Raw genomic sequence first — 15,351 nt, 5'->3', positions numbered from 1 at the left:
AGCCGCCTGCAGCGGCCCTAGAGCTTCAGCGACCAGGTCTCGCCGACCAGTTGCTGGCCGAAGCCCTCGTAGGCTTCGGTCTTCTCGAGTTCGAAGCCGCGCTTGGCATAGATCGCACGCGCGGCCGTGAGGCAGCTGTTGGTCCACAACACCATCTTGCGGTAGCCCTTGGCGCGCGCGAAGGCGATGCACTCGTCGGTGAGCCGGCTGCCCAGGCCCAGGCCGCGCGCGGCGGGCGTGAGCAGCAGCAGCCGAAGCTGCGCGGTGGTGGCCGACTTGCGCACCACGAAGATCGCGCCCACGCGCTCGCCGTCGAGCTCGGCGATCCAGCCCTTTTCCCATTCGGGCTGGAACTTGCGGAGGTACTGCGCCACGATCTCCGCGACCAATGCCTCGAACTCGCTGTTCCAGCCGTACTCGCGCGCATAGAGCTCGCCGTGCTGCTGCACCACCCAGCCCATGTCGCCGGGCTTGGGATCGCGCAGCACCACCGTGCGCGTGGGTGCGCGCGGTGCCGCGGGGTCGAGCAGGCGCTCGATCCGTCCCATGGCCTCGACCACCTGTTCGCGTTCGCACGGCGGCAACGGCGCGAGCAGGGCGGCGGCTTCCTCGCGCGACTTCTGCTGCAGCGGCGCGAAGGCGGCATGGCCGGCCTCGGTCAGGGTCAGCAGGCTCTGGCGCGCGTCGCGCGGGCTCGGCGAACGCACGATCCAGCCCTCGGTCTCGAAGCGCTTGAGGATGCGGCTCAGGTAGCCGCCGTCCAGGCCCAGTTCGCGCGCTAGATCGGTCGCGACCAGCGCGTCGCGGTGCGCGAGTTCGTAGAGCACGCGCACTTCGGTCAGCGGCAGCGCGCCGCCGAGGTAGGGCTCGAGCACGCCGGCCTGGCGCGTGAAGAAGCGGTTGAAACGGCGCACGGCCTTGACGGCATCGACGTGAACGGCGGGGGATTCGGTGGTCGGCATGGAGCGACTATCCATCAATCGATTGACAAAAGCAAGCAATTGAATGACTAAGGCTTTCAATGCCGGCAGGGCAAGGCGGTGCCTTCCCTGGGCCGATGCCCCTAATCCCGAAGCCGCGCCACCGCTTTCACGGGACAGAAAGGGTGGAAAACCCTAAAATCGCGGGTTACCCATCGCAGCCGCATCTCTCGTTTCCGTTCGAGGCCGCCTGCCGCACCACCCCCATTTGATGAACGCCCCCGTCGACGTCTCCTTTTTCGCGCGCGCCGCCAAGCCGCTGACCAGCTACCGCAAGTACTGGGCAGCCCGCTTCGGCACGGCGAAGTTCCTGCCGACCTCGCGCCAGGAGATGGAGGCGCTCGGCTGGGACAGCTGCGACATCGTGATCGTCACGGGCGATGCCTACGTCGACCATCCGAGCTTCGGCATGGCGGTGATCGGCCGCATGCTCGAGGCGCAGGGCTTCCGCGTGGGCATCATCGCCCAGCCCGACTGGCAGAGCGCCGAGCCCTTCAAGGCGCTCGGCAAGCCGAACCTGTTCTTCGGCGTGACCGCCGGCAACATGGATTCGATGATCAACCGCTACACCGCGGACCGCAAGATCCGCAGCGACGACGCCTACACGCCCGGCGACGTCGGCGGTTCGCGGCCCGACCGCGCGGCCATCGTGTATTCGCAGCGCTGTAAGGAAGCCTGGAACGACGTGCCGATCGTGCTCGGCGGCATCGAAGGCAGCCTACGCCGCATCGCCCACTACGACTACTGGCAGGACAAGGTCCGCCGCTCGATCGTGGTCGATTCCAAGTGCGACCTGCTGCTCTACGGCAACGCCGAGCGCGCCATCGTCGAGATCGCGCACCGCCTCGCGGCGCGCGAGCCGGTGCACCAGATCGACGACGTGCGCGGCACCGCCTACGTGCGCCGCGAGACGCCCGAGGGCTGGTTCGAGATCGATTCCACCAGCGTGGACGAGCCGGGCCGCGTCGAGGCGCACGTCAATCCCTACCTGATGGTCTCGGACCAGGCCAAGGCCAACGGCGCGAGCTGCGCGCGCGAGGACGAGGCCGAGGCCGTCGCGAAGGCGGCCGAGGTCGCCGGTTCGCCGGCCGCAGCGGCAGCCGCGGCCGCGGTGGTGAACCCCGCCATCAAGCCGCTGCAGTTCGTGCCCAACCCCGCGCTGCAGGGCCGTGGCAAGACCAAGGTGCCGCCGCGCGACCGCTCGGTGATCCGCCTGCCCTCGTACGAGCAGGTGCGCGCCGACCCGGTGCTCTATGCGCACGCCAACCGCGTGCTGCATCTCGAGACCAACCCCGGCAATGCGCGCGCGCTGGTGCAGGCGCATGGCGAGGGCACGACCGCGCGCGACGTCTGGATCAACCCGCCGCCGATCCCGCTGACCACGGCCGAGATGGACCATGTGTTCGACCTGCCGTATGCGCGCAGCCCGCATCCGCGCTATGCCGACGAGAACGGCAGCCACGACGGCGCGACCAAGATCCCGGCCTGGGAGATGATCCGCTTCAGCGTGAACATCATGCGCGGCTGCTTCGGCGGCTGCACCTTCTGCTCGATCACCGAGCACGAGGGCCGGATCATCCAGAGCCGCTCGGAAGACTCGATCATCAAGGAGGTCGAGGCCATCCGCGACAGCGTGAAGGGCTTCACCGGCACCATCTCCGACCTCGGCGGCCCCACGGCCAACATGTACCGCATCGGCTGCAAGTCGCCCGAGATCGAGGCCGCCTGCCGCAAGCCGAGCTGCGTGTACCCGGGCATCTGCCAGAACCTCAACACCAACCACGATCCGCTGATCAAGATCTACCGCCGCGCGCGCGCGCTGCGCGGCATCAAGAAGATCCTGATCGGCTCGGGCCTGCGCTACGACCTGGCCGTGCAGTCGCCCGAGTACGTGAAGGAACTGGTGCAGCACCACGTGGGCGGCTACCTGAAGATCGCGCCCGAGCACACCGAGCAGGGCCCGCTCAGCAAGATGATGAAGCCCGGCATCGGCAGCTACGACAAGTTCAAGCAGATGTTCGAGAAGTACTCGGCCGAGGCGGGCAAGAAGCAGTACCTGATCCCGTACTTCATCGCCGCGCATCCGGGCACCAGCGACGAGGACATGATGAACCTCGCGATCTGGCTCAAGAAGAACGGTTTCCGCGCCGACCAGGTGCAGACCTTCTACCCGAGCCCGATGGCCACGGCCACGACCATGTACCACAGCAACCGCAACCCGCTGCGCAAGATCACGCGCGAGAGCGAGACGGTGGACATCGTGCGCGGCGAGAAGCGGCGCCGGCTGCACAAGGCCTTCCTGCGCTACCACGACGCCAACAACTGGCCGCTGCTGCGCGAGGCGCTCAAGGCCATGGGCCGCGCCGACCTGATCGGCAACGGCAAGCACCACCTGATCCCGACCTGGCAGCCGCTGACCGACGGCGGCTACACCAGCGCGCGCCGCAAGAACTCGACCAGCGCACCCGCGACGAAGACCGCCAAGGCCGCGCCGTCGGTGAAGCTGCCGATGGTCAAGCCCTCGAAGGGCCGCATCCTCACGCAGCACACCGGGCTGCCGCCGCGCGATACCGGTTCGGGCCGCCCCTCGGCCAAGCCCGCCGGCGCCAAGCCTTCGGCGCGCAAGGTGCGCTGAAGCGGCGGGCGATCCAGCTCCGGCGATCGCCCCGGCCGCCATGGCACAGCAACGCATCCTCCTGGTCGCCGACCCGCGCTGGCGCGTCGAGCGCGTGCGTTCGCACGCGACCGCGCCGCAATGGAGTCCCGTCTACACCGCGCCCTCGGGCCGGCTGGTGCTGCCCTTCGATGCCGCCGCGATGGAGTTCCGCGGCGACGACGGCCACGGTGCCTGGATCGATGCGCTGACGGCCCTGCGCGTGGCGCCCGCGCAGCGCTACCAGTTGCGCCCCCAGGCGCGCGAGCCGCGCTGCAGCGTGGTGGTGAGCGCCACCGACGGCGTGGCCGATGCGCCCTGGACCGGCGACGGCGCCCAGCGCCTGCTGTCGCCACGCGCCCTGTACCGGCTGCGCCTGCACTGGCGCCGCCTCGAAGCGGGGCTCGATGCCGTCGATGCCACGCCACGATTGATCGCCGACGCTCTCGCGACCGGGGGGCTCGCGCACAGCGAGGGCGTCGTGGGCCGCGCGCGGCGCTGCCTGGCGGCGGAGGCTGTCGACGGCCGTGCGTTGTCGCTGCACGAACTGGCCGAGGCGGCCAGCAGTTCGCCGTTCCATCTGGCGCGCAGCTTTCGCCGCCGCACCGGCCTGAGTCCGCACCAGTACCGGTTGCATCTGCGGCTGGCCGCGGCGCTCGCGCAGCTCGATGCCGGCGAACGCGACCTCGCGGGCCTGGCGCACGCGCTCGGCTTCTGCAGCCAGAGCCACCTCGGCGCGCTGTTCCTGCGCGAGGTCGGCGTGACGCCCGGCGAGGCGCGCCGCGCGCTGCACGCCGCGTAAGTCCGCACGCAGCTGCGCAGGATCTTGATAGCGCCGCCAGGCGCGCACGGCCAGACTGGCCGCATGAACCGATCCCTTCCCTGGACAGGCGTCCTCGCCGCGTTCGCCACCGCGCTGATTGGCAGCGGCTGGCAGATCGCCTCGCGCCATGGCGTCACCACCTCGCTCGGCCCGCTGGAACTCGCCGTGCTGCGCTATGCGATTCCCGCGCTGGTGCTGCTGCCGGTGGCGTGGGCCTCGCGCGCGGTGCTGCGCGCGCTGCCGGCGCGGCAGGGCGCGCTGCTGGTGCTCGGCGGCGGCCTGCCGTTCGGGCTGGTGGTGATGGCCGGCGCGCAGTGGGCGCCGGCCGCCCACATGGGCGTGTTCGTGGCCGGCAGCGTGCCGCTGTTCACCGCGCTCGGCAGCTGGTGGCTCGATGGCGAGCGGCCGACGCGCTCGCGCTGCCTCGGGCTGGCGCTGATGGCCGCGGGGCTCGCGGTGTCCGGCCTCGGCGGCTTGGCCGCGGCCGCCTCGGCATGGCGCGGCGACCTGCTGTTCCTGCTCGCCGCGCTGCTGTGGTCGGGCTACACCCTGGCGTTGCGCCGCAGCGGGCTCACGGCCTGGCAGGGCGCGGCCGCGATCAACCTCGGCTCGACGCTGTTGCTGCTGCCGCTGCTGTTGTTCGCGGGAGCGCCCAAGCTGCTGAGCGCGCCGCTGCGCGAGGTGGCGCTGCAGGCCGTGGGGCAGGGGCTGTTCGCGGGCCTGCTGGGGCTGGCGCTCTATGGCGTGGCCGTGGCGCGACTGGGCGCGGCGCGCGCCTCCCTCTCGGGCGCGCTGGTGCCGCTGATGACCGCCGTGGGCGCGGCCTGGCTGCTGCGCGAGCCGCTCACGGTCTCGACCTGGATCGCGCTCGCGCTGGTGCTGCCGGGCGTGGCATTGGCCGGCAGCGCCTGGGCTACGCGTACTGCATCTCTCCGTTTCCGAACGACCAGTTCTCCTTGACCACCTCGACCAGGCTGATGAACACGTCCTCGCGCCGGATGCCGAGCTTCTCGTGCAGCCCGTCGGCCACGGCCCGGTAGAAGGCCTTCTTCATCTCGATGCTGCGGCCCTGGTTCAGCGTGATCTGGATCAGCACGAAGCCCGCCGAATACTCGATGCCCAGGTAGCTGCGCGGATGCACGAGCTGCCCCGGCGGATGGCGCGCGATGACCTGGAACTTGTCGTCCTGCGGGACGTTGATGGTCTCGGTCATGACCTGGTAGATGAGATCGCCGATGGCCGGGCCGAGCGTCTCGGGGGCGGTGTCGGGGAGGTCGATGCGGACGAGGGGCATGGTGTCTTCCTTGGCGAGCGGGAGGCGCTCGGCGCGATTGTGGGCGCGTCCGAGCCGGCCTGCATGGGCAAGGGCGCGGGAAGCGCCCGAGCACGCGAAAGGCCGCGCCGTTGTATGGTGTGGTCCGATGAGCATTTCGTTCTGCCGGCCTGGTCCCGGCATGTTCTCGCCAGCGCGGCACCTGTGGCGTGCCTGCGGCGCCGCCCTGTGCGGCTGGCTGCTGGCGGGCAGTCTCCAGGCCGGCGCCGCGCCCACGGCCACCGAGCCGGCGGCCGGCGAAGCCCCCGCGCAGGCCCTGCGCGCCCGGCACAAGCAGATCAAGGACAAGCTCGAGCGCAGCAGCTTCGGCCGTCCCATACAGCTCGATTCGATCGAAACGCCCGACGGGCTGCAGGGCGACGTCTACGCGGTGGTCGAGCATCCGCTGTCGGAGGTCGGCAGCGCGCTCAAGGGCTCGGCCAACTGGTGCGAGCTGATGCTGCTGCACGTCAACAACCGGCGCTGCCGCGTGAGCGGCGCGCCGGGCCACGAGACGCTCACGCTCTACGTGGTGCGGCGCTACGACAAGCCGGTCGACCAGGCCTTCGAGCTGCCCTTCGCCTACCGCGTGGCGAGCGCGACGCCCGAGCACCTGATGATCGACCTGTCGGCCGCCAGCGGCCCCTTCGGCACCAGCAACTACCACGTCACCTTGGAGGCGGTGGCGCTCGACGAGCGCAAGAGCTTCCTGCACTTCAGCTACAGCTACGACCACAGCATGATGGTGAAGCTCGCCACCCAGGCCTACCTCGCGACCTTCGGGCGCGACAAGGTCGGCTTCACGGTGGTGGGGCAGGCGCCCGACGGCAAGCCCGAGTACATCCGCGGCATGCGCGGGCTGGTGGAGCGCAATGCGATGCGCTACTTCCTCACGCTCGATGCCTACCTCGCAGCCGATGCCAAGGGCCAGTCCGAGCAGCGGCAGCGCCACTGGTTCGCGGCCGCCGAGCAGTTCCCGCGCCAGTTGCACGAGATCGACCTCGACACCTACCTCGCGCTCAAGCGCGAGGATCGGCAGCGCGAGGGGCTGGGCCGCTGACGCGGCCTACTCAGGTCCGGTCCAGGGTCAGCGGCGCCGCGGCGGCCTTCGCCGGCGGCAGCCGCAGATGCCGCGTGGCGCCGGCCGTGCGCATCACCGCCGACAGCAGCGAGCGGAACCACACGTGGCCCGGCGCGCGCTGGTGGCGCGCATGCCAGAGCTGGTAGAAGCGCATCGGCGGAAAGTCGAGCGGCGCCGGCACGATCGCCAGCGGCAGCAGCGCGGCGTAATGCTGCGCGAAGTGCCGGCTGGTGGTGAAGATCAGGTCGGTGCCGGGCAGGAGCTGCGGCGCCATCGAGAAGTAGGGCACCGTCACGGTCGGCGTGCGCGCCAGGCGCAGCGTGGCCAGGTGGCTCTCGACCACGCCGCGCTGCAGGGTGCTGTAGAGCTGCGGCACCACGTGGGCGCCGTGCAGGTAGTCGCTCAACGCGAGGCCCTGCGCGCCCGGGTGGTCGCGGTCGACCAGGCAGACGATCTCGTCCTCCATCAGCAAGGTGGTGTGCAGGTGCTCGGGCGGCTGCGGCCAGTTGCCCACCACCACGTCGAGCGAGCCGTCGGCCAGCGCGGCCTCGACATCGAACTCGGGCCCGAGCGGATGCATGAACAGGCGCGCGCCCGGCGCGGTGCCGCGCAGGTACTGCACCACCGCGGCCATTAGCGGCGGCGCCAGGTAGTCGGGCGTGCCGAGGTGGAAGGTCAGCCGCGTGGTCGCGGGATCGAAGCTGTCGGCCGGCGCGAGCAGGGCGTCGATCTCGCCGAGCACCACGCGCACCGAGGCTTCGAGCCGCAGCGCGCGCTCGGTCGGCACCATGCGCTGCTTGTCCTTCACCAGCAGCGGGTCGCCGAAGATCTCGCGCAGCCGCTTGAGCGCGGTGCTCACGGCCGGCTGCGACTGGTTGAGCCGTGTGGCGGCGCGCGAGACGCTGCGCTCGGCCAGCAGCACGGCGAAGACGCGCAGCAGGTAGGTGTCGAAAGGATCGTTGGCGCGGGACATGGAGGGAAGGGCGCTGCACAGCTTTGGTGCCAAGCCATCGTGCAGGCCCGGCGCTTTGCTATGCCGCGCATAAGGCGCTAGCGATTGGCGTGCCATGGGTGCGTTCCTAGAGTGCGGGCATTGCTCTTGCTGGACCGCGCCATGACTTCCACCGCCCCCTCCCTCGTCCATCCCACGCGCCGTGGCGCGCTGCAGTTGCTGGCGGCCGGCGCCGCCGTGCTCGCGCTGCCGGCCTTCGCGCAGTGGCCCGACCGGCCGATCAGGATCGTCGTGACCTTCCCGCCCGGCGGCTCCAGCGACATCCTGGCGCGCGTGATGGGCGAGCAGCTCGCGCGCCGGCTCGGCCAGGCGGTGGTGATCGACAACAAGCCCGGCGCGGGCGGCACCATCGGCGGCGCCCAGGTCGCGGCCGCGGCGCCCGACGGCTACACGCTGATGCTCGCCAACACCACGCCGATCGCGCTCGGCCCGTTCACGCTCGACAAGCAGCCCTACGACCCGGTCGCGGCCTTCAGCCACATCGCCGCGCTGGGCTCGGCGCCGCTGGTGGTGATGGCCAGCAAGGGCTCGGGCATCGCGAGCTTCGCCGACCTGGAAGCCCGCGCGCGCAAGGACGGCCGGCTCGATTTCGGCTCGGGCGGCCCGGGCTCGATCGGCCATATCCACGGCGAGCTGATCCGCCGCGTGACCGGGCTGCACCTGGAGCATGTGCCCTATCGCGGCGGCGCGCCGATGACCACCGACCTGATCGCCAACACCATTCCCGTGGGGATCGACGTGATCACCGCCTACGTGCCGTACTTCAAGAGCGGCCAGCTGGTGCCGCTGGCGGTCACGGGCAGCGCGCGCTCGCCGCGGATGCCCGAGGTGCCGGCCATCGCCGAGGTGGGGCAGCCCAAGCTGGTGCTCGAGAACTTCTTCGGCTTGAGCGGCCCCGCGAAGCTGCCGCCCGAGGTGGTGGCGCGCCTCCACGCCGCCTGCAACGAGGTGCTGGCCATGGCCGAGGTGCAGAAGAAGCTGATCGAGCTGGGCATCGTCGCCAAGCCCGAGACGACGGCCCGCTTCGAGGGCATCGTGAAGGAGCAGGTGGCGGTGCTCGGGCCGACGGTGAAGGCGGCGGGCATCAAGCTCTGAGGTCCGCCGGCCCGGCGGGATTCAGTCCGCCAGCGTGAGCAGCGGCACGTCGCGCTCGCGCGCCATCGCCTCGAGTTCGGCGCGGCTGCGCTGTGCGATCCAGGCCGCCACGCCCTCGTGCGTGGCCGGCGCCATCATGTCGCGCGAGGCCAGGCCCGCGGCCTCGCACAGCCGGTTGGCGAAATGCGGCTCGAGCGCGGCCACCGCCACGCGGCCGTCGGCGCAGGGATAGACGCGGTAGCCCGCATGCGCGCCGCCGACCGCGCCCTGCGGCTGCGTCAGGCCCCAGGTGCGCGGCAGCGCGAGCCAGTCGGCCGAGACATTGAGCGCGACCTCGAGGTACACGCCCTGCGCCGTGGCGTCGCGCGCGCGCAGCAACAGGGCCTTGAGCACCGCCTCGCTCGCGAGCAACGCGCCGCCCATGTCGGCGAACAGCGTGGCCGGCAGCGCGGTGCCGGTGACCAGGCCACTCTCGGCGAGGTAGGTCAGGTCGTGGCCCGGCTCCTCGGCGCGCTCGCCGTGGGCGCCGACGATCGCCACCTGCGACAGCGCCGGATGGCGCGCATGCAGCGCGTTCCAGTCCAGCCCGAGCTTGGCCAGCGCCGAGGGACGGAACGAGGTCAGCAGTACGTCGGTGCGCGCGAGCGCCTCATGCAGCGTGCGCTGGCCGGCCTCGCTCTTGAGGTCGGCCGTCTCGATCGCGATGCCCTCGTGCAGCGCGGCATAGGCCGCCTGGTTGTAGAGCGCCATCGGGTCGCCCGCGGGCGGCTCGAGCTTCAGGCAATCGGCGCCCATGCGGCGGCAGCGCAGCAGCGCGGCCGGGCCGGGCAGGTTGAGCGCGAGGCTCAGGATGCGCACGCCGGCGAGCGGCTGCGAGGAGGCGTCGATGGAGTCGGGCATGGCGCCATTCTCGCCCCAGCCCCGCGTCGCGCCCGCGACCCGGCCCCCGATGCGCGCGGCGCCCGCCGCGCGTAGCATGGCCGCCGTCAGGCAAACCTCCAGGAGACGACGCATGTTCCAACCTTCCCTCATGAGCGGCCAGCGCATCCTCGTGACCGGCGGCGGCACCGGGCTCGGCCGCGCGATGGCCGAGCGCTTCCTCGGCCTGGGCGCCGACATCGCGATCTGCGGCCGGCGCCAGTCGGTCTGCGAGGAGACCGCGGCCGAGTGGCGCCAGCAGTTTCCCGAACGGCGCATCGACACCTTCGGCGTCGACATCCGCGTCGCCCAGAGCGTGGACGAGATGGTCGAGAGCCTCTGGCAGAGCGGCGGCCTCACCGGCCTGGTGAACAACGCGGCCGGCAACTTCGTCTCGCCGACCGAGAGCCTCTCGCCGCGTGCCTTCGACGCGATCGCGAACATCGTCTTCCACGGCAGCTTCTACGTCACGCAGGCCGTGGGCAAGCGCTGGGTGGCCGAGGCCAAGTCGGGCCAGTGGAAGGCCGGCGATGCCTTCCGCAGCGTGATGAGCATCATCGTGACCTGGGTCGACAACGGCAGCCCCTACGTGGTGCCCTCGGCGATGAGCAAGGCCGGCATCGAGGTGATGACCAAGTCGCTCGCGGTGGAGTGGGCGCGCTACGGCGTGCGGCTCAATGCCGTGGGCCCGGGCGAGATCCCGACCGAGGGCATGAGCAAGCGACTGAACCCCGGCGAGGAGCCCGGCGCGCGCACCATCGCGATGAGCCCCATGGCGCGCACCGGCCGCATGAGCGAGCTGCAGAACCTCGCGGCCTTCCTGATGTCGCCGGGCCAGTGCGACTGGCTCACGGGCCAGAGCATCATGATGGACGGCGCCAACGCGCTGGCCAACGGCGGCAACTTCTACGAACTGCGCCAGTGGAGCGACGGCGACTGGCTGGCCGCGCGCGAGCGCATCGAGGCGCAGAACCAGAAGGACAAGACGCAGCGCTGAGCCTGCGCGCTACTTCCTCGGCGGCTTCGCCGCGTGCACGGTGACGTGCTTGTTCACGGGGCTCGACAGCACCAGCGAGGTGGTGACCGCGCCGTCGACCGCGAGCGCGTCCACCACGCGCTCGAGCTCGGCCGGCTCGGCGATCGCGCAGCGCACGATGAAGCAGTCCTCGCCGGTCACGCGGTCGGCGCTCAGCACCTCGGGCATCTGCTCGAACAGCTTCAGGTAGCGCGCGATGCCCGCATGCGTGGTGTCGATGCGGATGATGGCCTGCAGCCCCACGCCGAGCGCGCGCAGGTTGACGCGCGCGCCGTAGCCCTCGATCACGCCCGCGTCCTCGAGCTTGCGCACGCGCTCGCTCATGGCCGGCTGCGACAGGCCGATGCGCTTGCCCAGCGCCGCGAGGCTCTGGCGCGCGTCGGCCTGCAGGGCTTCGAGGATCAGGCGGTCTTTCTTGTCGATGTCCATGCGTGATGAGAAGAGGGGTTCGCCGATGGTCCATCGGCCGGGAGCGCCGATTTTCGATGAATGCCCGTGGCCCGCGCGCGCAGGCACCGCTAAGGTCGTGGCTTCGTTCAAGACCCAAGGAGGACCCCTCGATGCAACTCGTCGGCATGCTCGACTCGCCCTATGTGCGCCGCACCGCCGTCTCGCTGCGGCTGCTGGGCATTCCCTTCGAACACCGCTCGCTCTCGGTGTTCAGCACCTTCGAGCAGTTCCGCGCGATCAATCCGGTGGTCAAGGCGCCGACGCTGGTGCTCGACGACGGCGCGGTGCTGATGGATTCGACCTTGATCGTCGAGCACGCCGAGTTCCTCGCCGGCCGCAGCCTGTGGCCGGCCGAGGCGGCGGCGCGGCTGCGCGCGCTGCGTCTCACGGGGCTCGCGCTCGCGGCCTGCGAGAAGACGGTGCAGATCGTCTACGAGCGCAAGCTGCGCCCGGCCGAGAAGCTGCACCAGCCCTGGGTGGACCGGGTGCTGGGGCAATTGCTGGCGGCCTATGACGAACTCGAGCGCGAGGTGGCGGCGGCGCCATGGACCGTCGAAGAAGCGGCGCTGACGCAGGACGCCGTCTCGGCGGCCGTGGCCTGGTCGTTCACGCAGCTGATGCTGCCCGAGCTGGTGGCGCCCGCGCGTTGTCCGGCACTGGCGGCCCATGCCGCGCGCGCCGAGGACCTGCCGGTGTTCGCGGCGCTGCCGCAGCTCTGATCAGGCCGCGATGTCGGCGCCGCGCTCGGCCAGCAGGCCGCGCAGCAGCGAGCGGTGGCAGCGCGACTCGTCCTCGCAGTAGCAGCCCACGGCCAGCGCGGTCTGGTGCGAGAGCGCCGCGAGCAGGTCGAGGCTGCGGCTCGCGTCGGCCTCGGCCATCTCGGCCTTGTACTTGCGCATGAACACATTCCACTCGGCCGGCGTCTGCGCGGCCTGGCCCAGCTTCATGGTCTCGGTCGAGGGCGCGAGGTTCGGGTACCAGACGTCGTACCAGTCCTGCGACGCGAATTCGCTCTTGGGCACGCCGCGCGGCGGGCGCCGCACGGTGCCCACGCGCAGGCCTTCGCCGGGGCTGCGCGGCGTGCCGAGTCGAACGATGCGGATGCTCATGGGTGGTCTCCTCTAGGTACCGACGATGCCGCCGTCGCGCCGCCGGATCACCAGCGTGGCCGAGCGCGGCCGCGCGCTGCCCGGTGCGATGCCGTCGGGCCAGGCGCTGTTGTGGGTGGCGCTGCCGTCGTCGCGCGACTCGCCCGGATGCTGGACGTTGACGAACAGCGCGCGGCGGTCGGGCGCGACCACGCAGCCCGTGATCTCGCAGCCGCTGGGCCCGGTCAGGAAGCGCTTGATGCGGCCCGTGGCCGGGTCGGCCACCAGCATCTGGTTGTTGCCCAGGGCGGTGTAGGGCGGCTTGCCGATCAGTTGGCCGCTCATGTCGGTCTGGATCCACAGCAGGCCGCCGCTGTCGAAGTGCAGGCCGTCGGGGCTGCCGAACAGGTCGGCGTCGGCGCTCGGATAGCGCGCGCCGCTGCCGGGCTGCGCGGTGTCGCCCGCGAGCACGAAATGCTCCCAGGCGAAGCCCGCGCTCGCCGCGTCGCCGTCGTCCTCGCGCCAGCGCAGGATGCCGCCGAACAGGTTGTCTGCGCGCGGGTTCGCGGCATCGGGGCCGGGCTTGCCGAGGTCGCCGCGCTGGCTGTTGTTGGTGAGCGTGACGTAGACCTCGCCGCCGGGGCTGATCGCGATCCACTCGGGGCGGTCCATCTTCGTCCCGCCCACCGCGTCGGCCGCGAGCCGCGCATGGACCAGCACCTCGGCCTGGTCGGCGAAGCCGGCCGCGGCGTCGAGCCCGTGGCGGCCGTGCACCAGCTCGATCCAGCGGCCGCGGCCGTCGGCGTCGAAGCGCGCGACGTACAGCGTGCCCTCGTCGAGCAGCCGCGCATTGGCCGCCGCACGCGAGCCCTCGCCGGCGGGCGCGATGCGGTCGGTACTCAGGTACTTGTAGATGTATTCGAAGCGCGCGTCGTCGCCCATGTAGACCGCCACGCGGCCGTCCCTGGTCACGGTGCAGGTCGCGCTCTCCTGGCGCTTGCGGCCGAGCGCGGTGCGCTTGACGGGCTTCGCGGCGGGGTCGAAGGGATCGATCTCGACCACCCAGCCGAAGCGGTGCGGCTCGTTGGGATGGCGGCTCAGGTCGAAGCGCTCGTCGAAGCGCCAGTACTCGACCCACTGCGAGCCCGCCACCGTGCCGTAGCGGCGCTGCGCGGGCGTGGCGTCCTTGGCCGCCTCCTTCGGGCCGCCGAAGTAGCCGTGGAAGTTCTCCTCGCAGGTCAGGTAGGTGCCCCAGGGCGTGACGCCCATCGCGCAGTTGGCGAAGGTGCCGAGCACCTCGGTGCCGGCCGGATCGAGCGCGGTGCGCAGGCGCGGCGAACCCGCGGCCGGGCCGGCGATGCGCATCGGCGTGTTGCCGTGCACGCGGCGGGCATAGGGCGAGGGCAGCACCTGGCGCCAGCCGCCTTCGGGCGTGCGCGCGATCTCGATCACCGACACGCCCATCGCATGCAGCGACTTGCGCACCTTCTGCGCATTCCATTCCTTCGCGCCGTCGGCATGCAGCAACTGCTCGTCGGTGTACTCGTGGTTCATCACGAGCAGCGCGCGCCCGGGCGTGGCGAGCGGAAAGAAGTGCATGCCGTCGTGGTGCATGCCGGCCTGCAGCGCCTGGTCGGCCGCGCTGTTGCCGCCGTCGGGCGCGAAGGCGGGCATCGGCTGGCCCGCGATGCCGGTGGGCGTGCCCCAGGGGTAAAGCAGCTGCCATTCGTACTCGGGCGGCACCACGACCGCGTCGCGCAGCGAGGCCGGCACGGCCGTGAAGCCCAGTGCTTCGCCAGCTTCGCCGGACAGCGTGGGCTTGGTGGCCCCGGCAGGGTGCTGGGCCAGCAGCGCCACCACGGCGGCGGTGCCCGATTGCAGGAAGCGGCGGCGGTCGAGGGACATGGACGGCGGTGCGGGTGTTGGGTCGGCGACAGCCGCCATCATCGCCGAGCGCCGCGGCGCGCGATACTTTGCCAACGACCCCAGGAGACACACCGCATGACCGAACGCATCGAAACGATCCGCCACCCCGACGGCGTGGTGGAACTGCAGCTGGACCGCGCCGACAAGATGAACGCGCTCGACCCCGCGATGTTCGATGCGCTGATCGCCGCCGGCGAATCGCTGCGTGCCGACGCCACGGTGCGCGCGGTGGTGATCGCCGGGCGCGGCAAGGCCTTCTGCGCGGGGCTCGACATGGCCTCGTTCCAGCGCATGGAGCAGGGCGCGGCCGGCGAGGTGCTGGGCCAGTCGGCCGGCGGCGCCGGGCTGGTGGCGCGCACGCACGGCCTGGCCAATGCCGCGCAACAGGTCGCGATGGTGTGGCGCGAGGTGCCGGTGCCGGTGATCGCCGCGGTGCACGGCGTGGCCTTCGGCGGCGGGCTGCAGGTGGCGCTGGGCGCGGACATCCGCATCGTCGCGCCCGACACCAGGCTGTCGGTGATGGAGATCAAGTGGGGCCTGGTGCCCGACATGGGCGGCATGGTGCTGATGCGCGAACTCGCGCGCAGCGACGTGGTGCGCGAGCTCACCTACACCGGCCGCGTGTTCTCGGGCGAGGAGGCGCTGCAGCTCGGCTTCGCCACGCGCCTTTCGGCCGATCCGCTGGCCGAGGCGCTCGCGATGGCGCACGAGATCGCCGGCAAGAGTCCCGATGCGATCCGCGCCGGCAAGCGGCTGCTCAATGCCTCGCTGGCGCACAGCGCGGCCGAGCTCTTGATCGCCGAGTCGGTGGAGCAGCAGGCGCTGATCGGCAGCCCGAACCAGGTCGAGGCCGTGCGCGCCAACATCGAGCGGCGCGCGCCGCGCTTCACCGCGCCCGACTGAGCGGCGCCGGGCTCGGGCGCCGACAGCGCACGTCCGCCTCGCGCGGCGCGCGGCTCCGCACGCCCGCGGCCGCC

Annotated in this window: 15 protein-coding genes; 8 read left to right on the top strand and 7 right to left on the bottom strand. The window is 71.5% G+C overall.

Going from position 1 to position 15,351, the window contains the following annotated elements; all coding sequences use genetic code 11:
* Positions 1–17 precede the first annotated feature (17 nt).
* Positions 18–962, bottom strand: a complete 945-nt coding sequence (locus tag AC07PU_RS06175; protein WP_495316122.1) for a bifunctional helix-turn-helix transcriptional regulator/GNAT family N-acetyltransferase — start codon at positions 960–962, stop codon at positions 18–20.
* A gap of 229 nt (positions 963–1,191) precedes the next feature.
* Here AC07PU_RS06175 and AC07PU_RS06170 point away from each other — a divergent pair, with 229 nt between their 5' ends.
* From AC07PU_RS06170 to AC07PU_RS06160, 3 genes are all read left to right on the top strand, one after another.
* Complete coding sequence (locus AC07PU_RS06170) at positions 1,192–3,615, top strand: YgiQ family radical SAM protein (RefSeq protein ID WP_208508107.1); 2,424 nt, start codon at positions 1,192–1,194, stop codon at positions 3,613–3,615.
* Between the two features lie 40 nt (positions 3,616–3,655).
* Entirely contained in the window at positions 3,656–4,435 is a 780-nt protein-coding gene (locus tag AC07PU_RS06165) for a helix-turn-helix domain-containing protein (RefSeq protein ID WP_495316117.1), read from the top strand.
* 63 nt (positions 4,436–4,498) lie between these two features.
* Positions 4,499–5,416, top strand: coding sequence for a DMT family transporter (locus AC07PU_RS06160; protein WP_495316115.1), 918 nt, complete (start codon positions 4,499–4,501; stop codon positions 5,414–5,416).
* Here AC07PU_RS06160 and AC07PU_RS06155 read toward each other — a convergent pair.
* Entirely contained in the window at positions 5,370–5,750 is a 381-nt protein-coding gene (locus AC07PU_RS06155; protein WP_495316113.1) for a tautomerase family protein, read from the bottom strand. The two genes, AC07PU_RS06160 and AC07PU_RS06155, sit on opposite strands and share 47 nt — an antisense overlap.
* A 127-nt stretch (positions 5,751–5,877) precedes the next feature.
* Here AC07PU_RS06155 and AC07PU_RS06150 point away from each other — a divergent pair, with 127 nt between their 5' ends.
* The gene (locus AC07PU_RS06150; RefSeq protein WP_495316110.1) at positions 5,878–6,828 is read left to right on the top strand and encodes a hypothetical protein; all 951 of its coding nucleotides are present in this window, start codon (positions 5,878–5,880) and stop codon (positions 6,826–6,828) included.
* Between the two features lie 10 nt (positions 6,829–6,838).
* Here AC07PU_RS06150 and AC07PU_RS06145 read toward each other — a convergent pair whose 3' ends face one another.
* Positions 6,839–7,822, bottom strand: coding sequence for a LysR family transcriptional regulator (locus AC07PU_RS06145; RefSeq protein ID WP_495316108.1), 984 nt, complete (start codon positions 7,820–7,822; stop codon positions 6,839–6,841).
* Between the two features lie 141 nt (positions 7,823–7,963).
* Between AC07PU_RS06145 and AC07PU_RS06140 the strand changes: the two genes are divergently transcribed.
* Positions 7,964–8,956 carry a Bug family tripartite tricarboxylate transporter substrate binding protein gene (locus AC07PU_RS06140; protein ID WP_495316107.1) on the top strand — a complete coding sequence of 331 codons (993 nt, stop codon included), beginning with the start codon at positions 7,964–7,966 and terminating at the stop codon, positions 8,954–8,956.
* Between the two features lie 21 nt (positions 8,957–8,977).
* On the opposite strand, the gene AC07PU_RS06135 is transcribed toward AC07PU_RS06140, so the two are convergent.
* Positions 8,978–9,856 carry a CoA transferase gene (locus AC07PU_RS06135; RefSeq protein WP_495316104.1) on the bottom strand — a complete coding sequence of 293 codons (879 nt, stop codon included), beginning with the start codon at positions 9,854–9,856 and terminating at the stop codon, positions 8,978–8,980.
* 112 nt (positions 9,857–9,968) lie between these two features.
* Here AC07PU_RS06135 and AC07PU_RS06130 point away from each other — a divergent pair, with 112 nt between their 5' ends.
* A complete protein-coding gene (locus AC07PU_RS06130) occupies positions 9,969–10,871 on the top strand; it encodes an SDR family oxidoreductase (RefSeq protein WP_057594274.1) in 903 nt (300 codons plus the stop codon).
* Positions 10,872–10,880: 9 nt separating this feature from the next.
* Here AC07PU_RS06130 and AC07PU_RS06125 read toward each other — a convergent pair whose 3' ends face one another.
* Entirely contained in the window at positions 10,881–11,339 is a 459-nt protein-coding gene (locus tag AC07PU_RS06125; protein ID WP_261210888.1) for an Lrp/AsnC family transcriptional regulator, read from the bottom strand.
* Positions 11,340–11,470: 131 nt separating this feature from the next.
* Here AC07PU_RS06125 and AC07PU_RS06120 point away from each other — a divergent pair, with 131 nt between their 5' ends.
* A complete protein-coding gene (locus AC07PU_RS06120) occupies positions 11,471–12,079 on the top strand; it encodes a glutathione S-transferase (protein WP_495316101.1) in 609 nt (202 codons plus the stop codon).
* On the opposite strand, the gene AC07PU_RS06115 is transcribed toward AC07PU_RS06120, so the two are convergent.
* Together AC07PU_RS06115 and AC07PU_RS06110 are read right to left on the bottom strand one after the other, a co-directional pair.
* Positions 12,080–12,469 carry a DUF488 domain-containing protein gene (locus AC07PU_RS06115; protein WP_093342554.1) on the bottom strand — a complete coding sequence of 130 codons (390 nt, stop codon included), beginning with the start codon at positions 12,467–12,469 and terminating at the stop codon, positions 12,080–12,082.
* Positions 12,470–12,481: 12 nt separating this feature from the next.
* Entirely contained in the window at positions 12,482–14,353 is a 1,872-nt protein-coding gene (locus AC07PU_RS06110; protein ID WP_495316099.1) for a PhoX family protein, read from the bottom strand.
* Between the two features lie 96 nt (positions 14,354–14,449).
* On the opposite strand from AC07PU_RS06110, the gene AC07PU_RS06105 reads away from it, so the two are divergent.
* A complete protein-coding gene (locus AC07PU_RS06105; RefSeq protein WP_495316097.1) occupies positions 14,450–15,277 on the top strand; it encodes a crotonase/enoyl-CoA hydratase family protein in 828 nt (275 codons plus the stop codon).
* Positions 15,278–15,351: the final 74 nt, after the last annotated feature.

The organism is Variovorax sp. GW821-FHT10D07 (genome assembly GCF_059415325.1).
The sequence above is the reverse complement of the archived record's forward strand: the minus strand, read 5'-3'. Positions and strand labels throughout refer to the sequence as shown.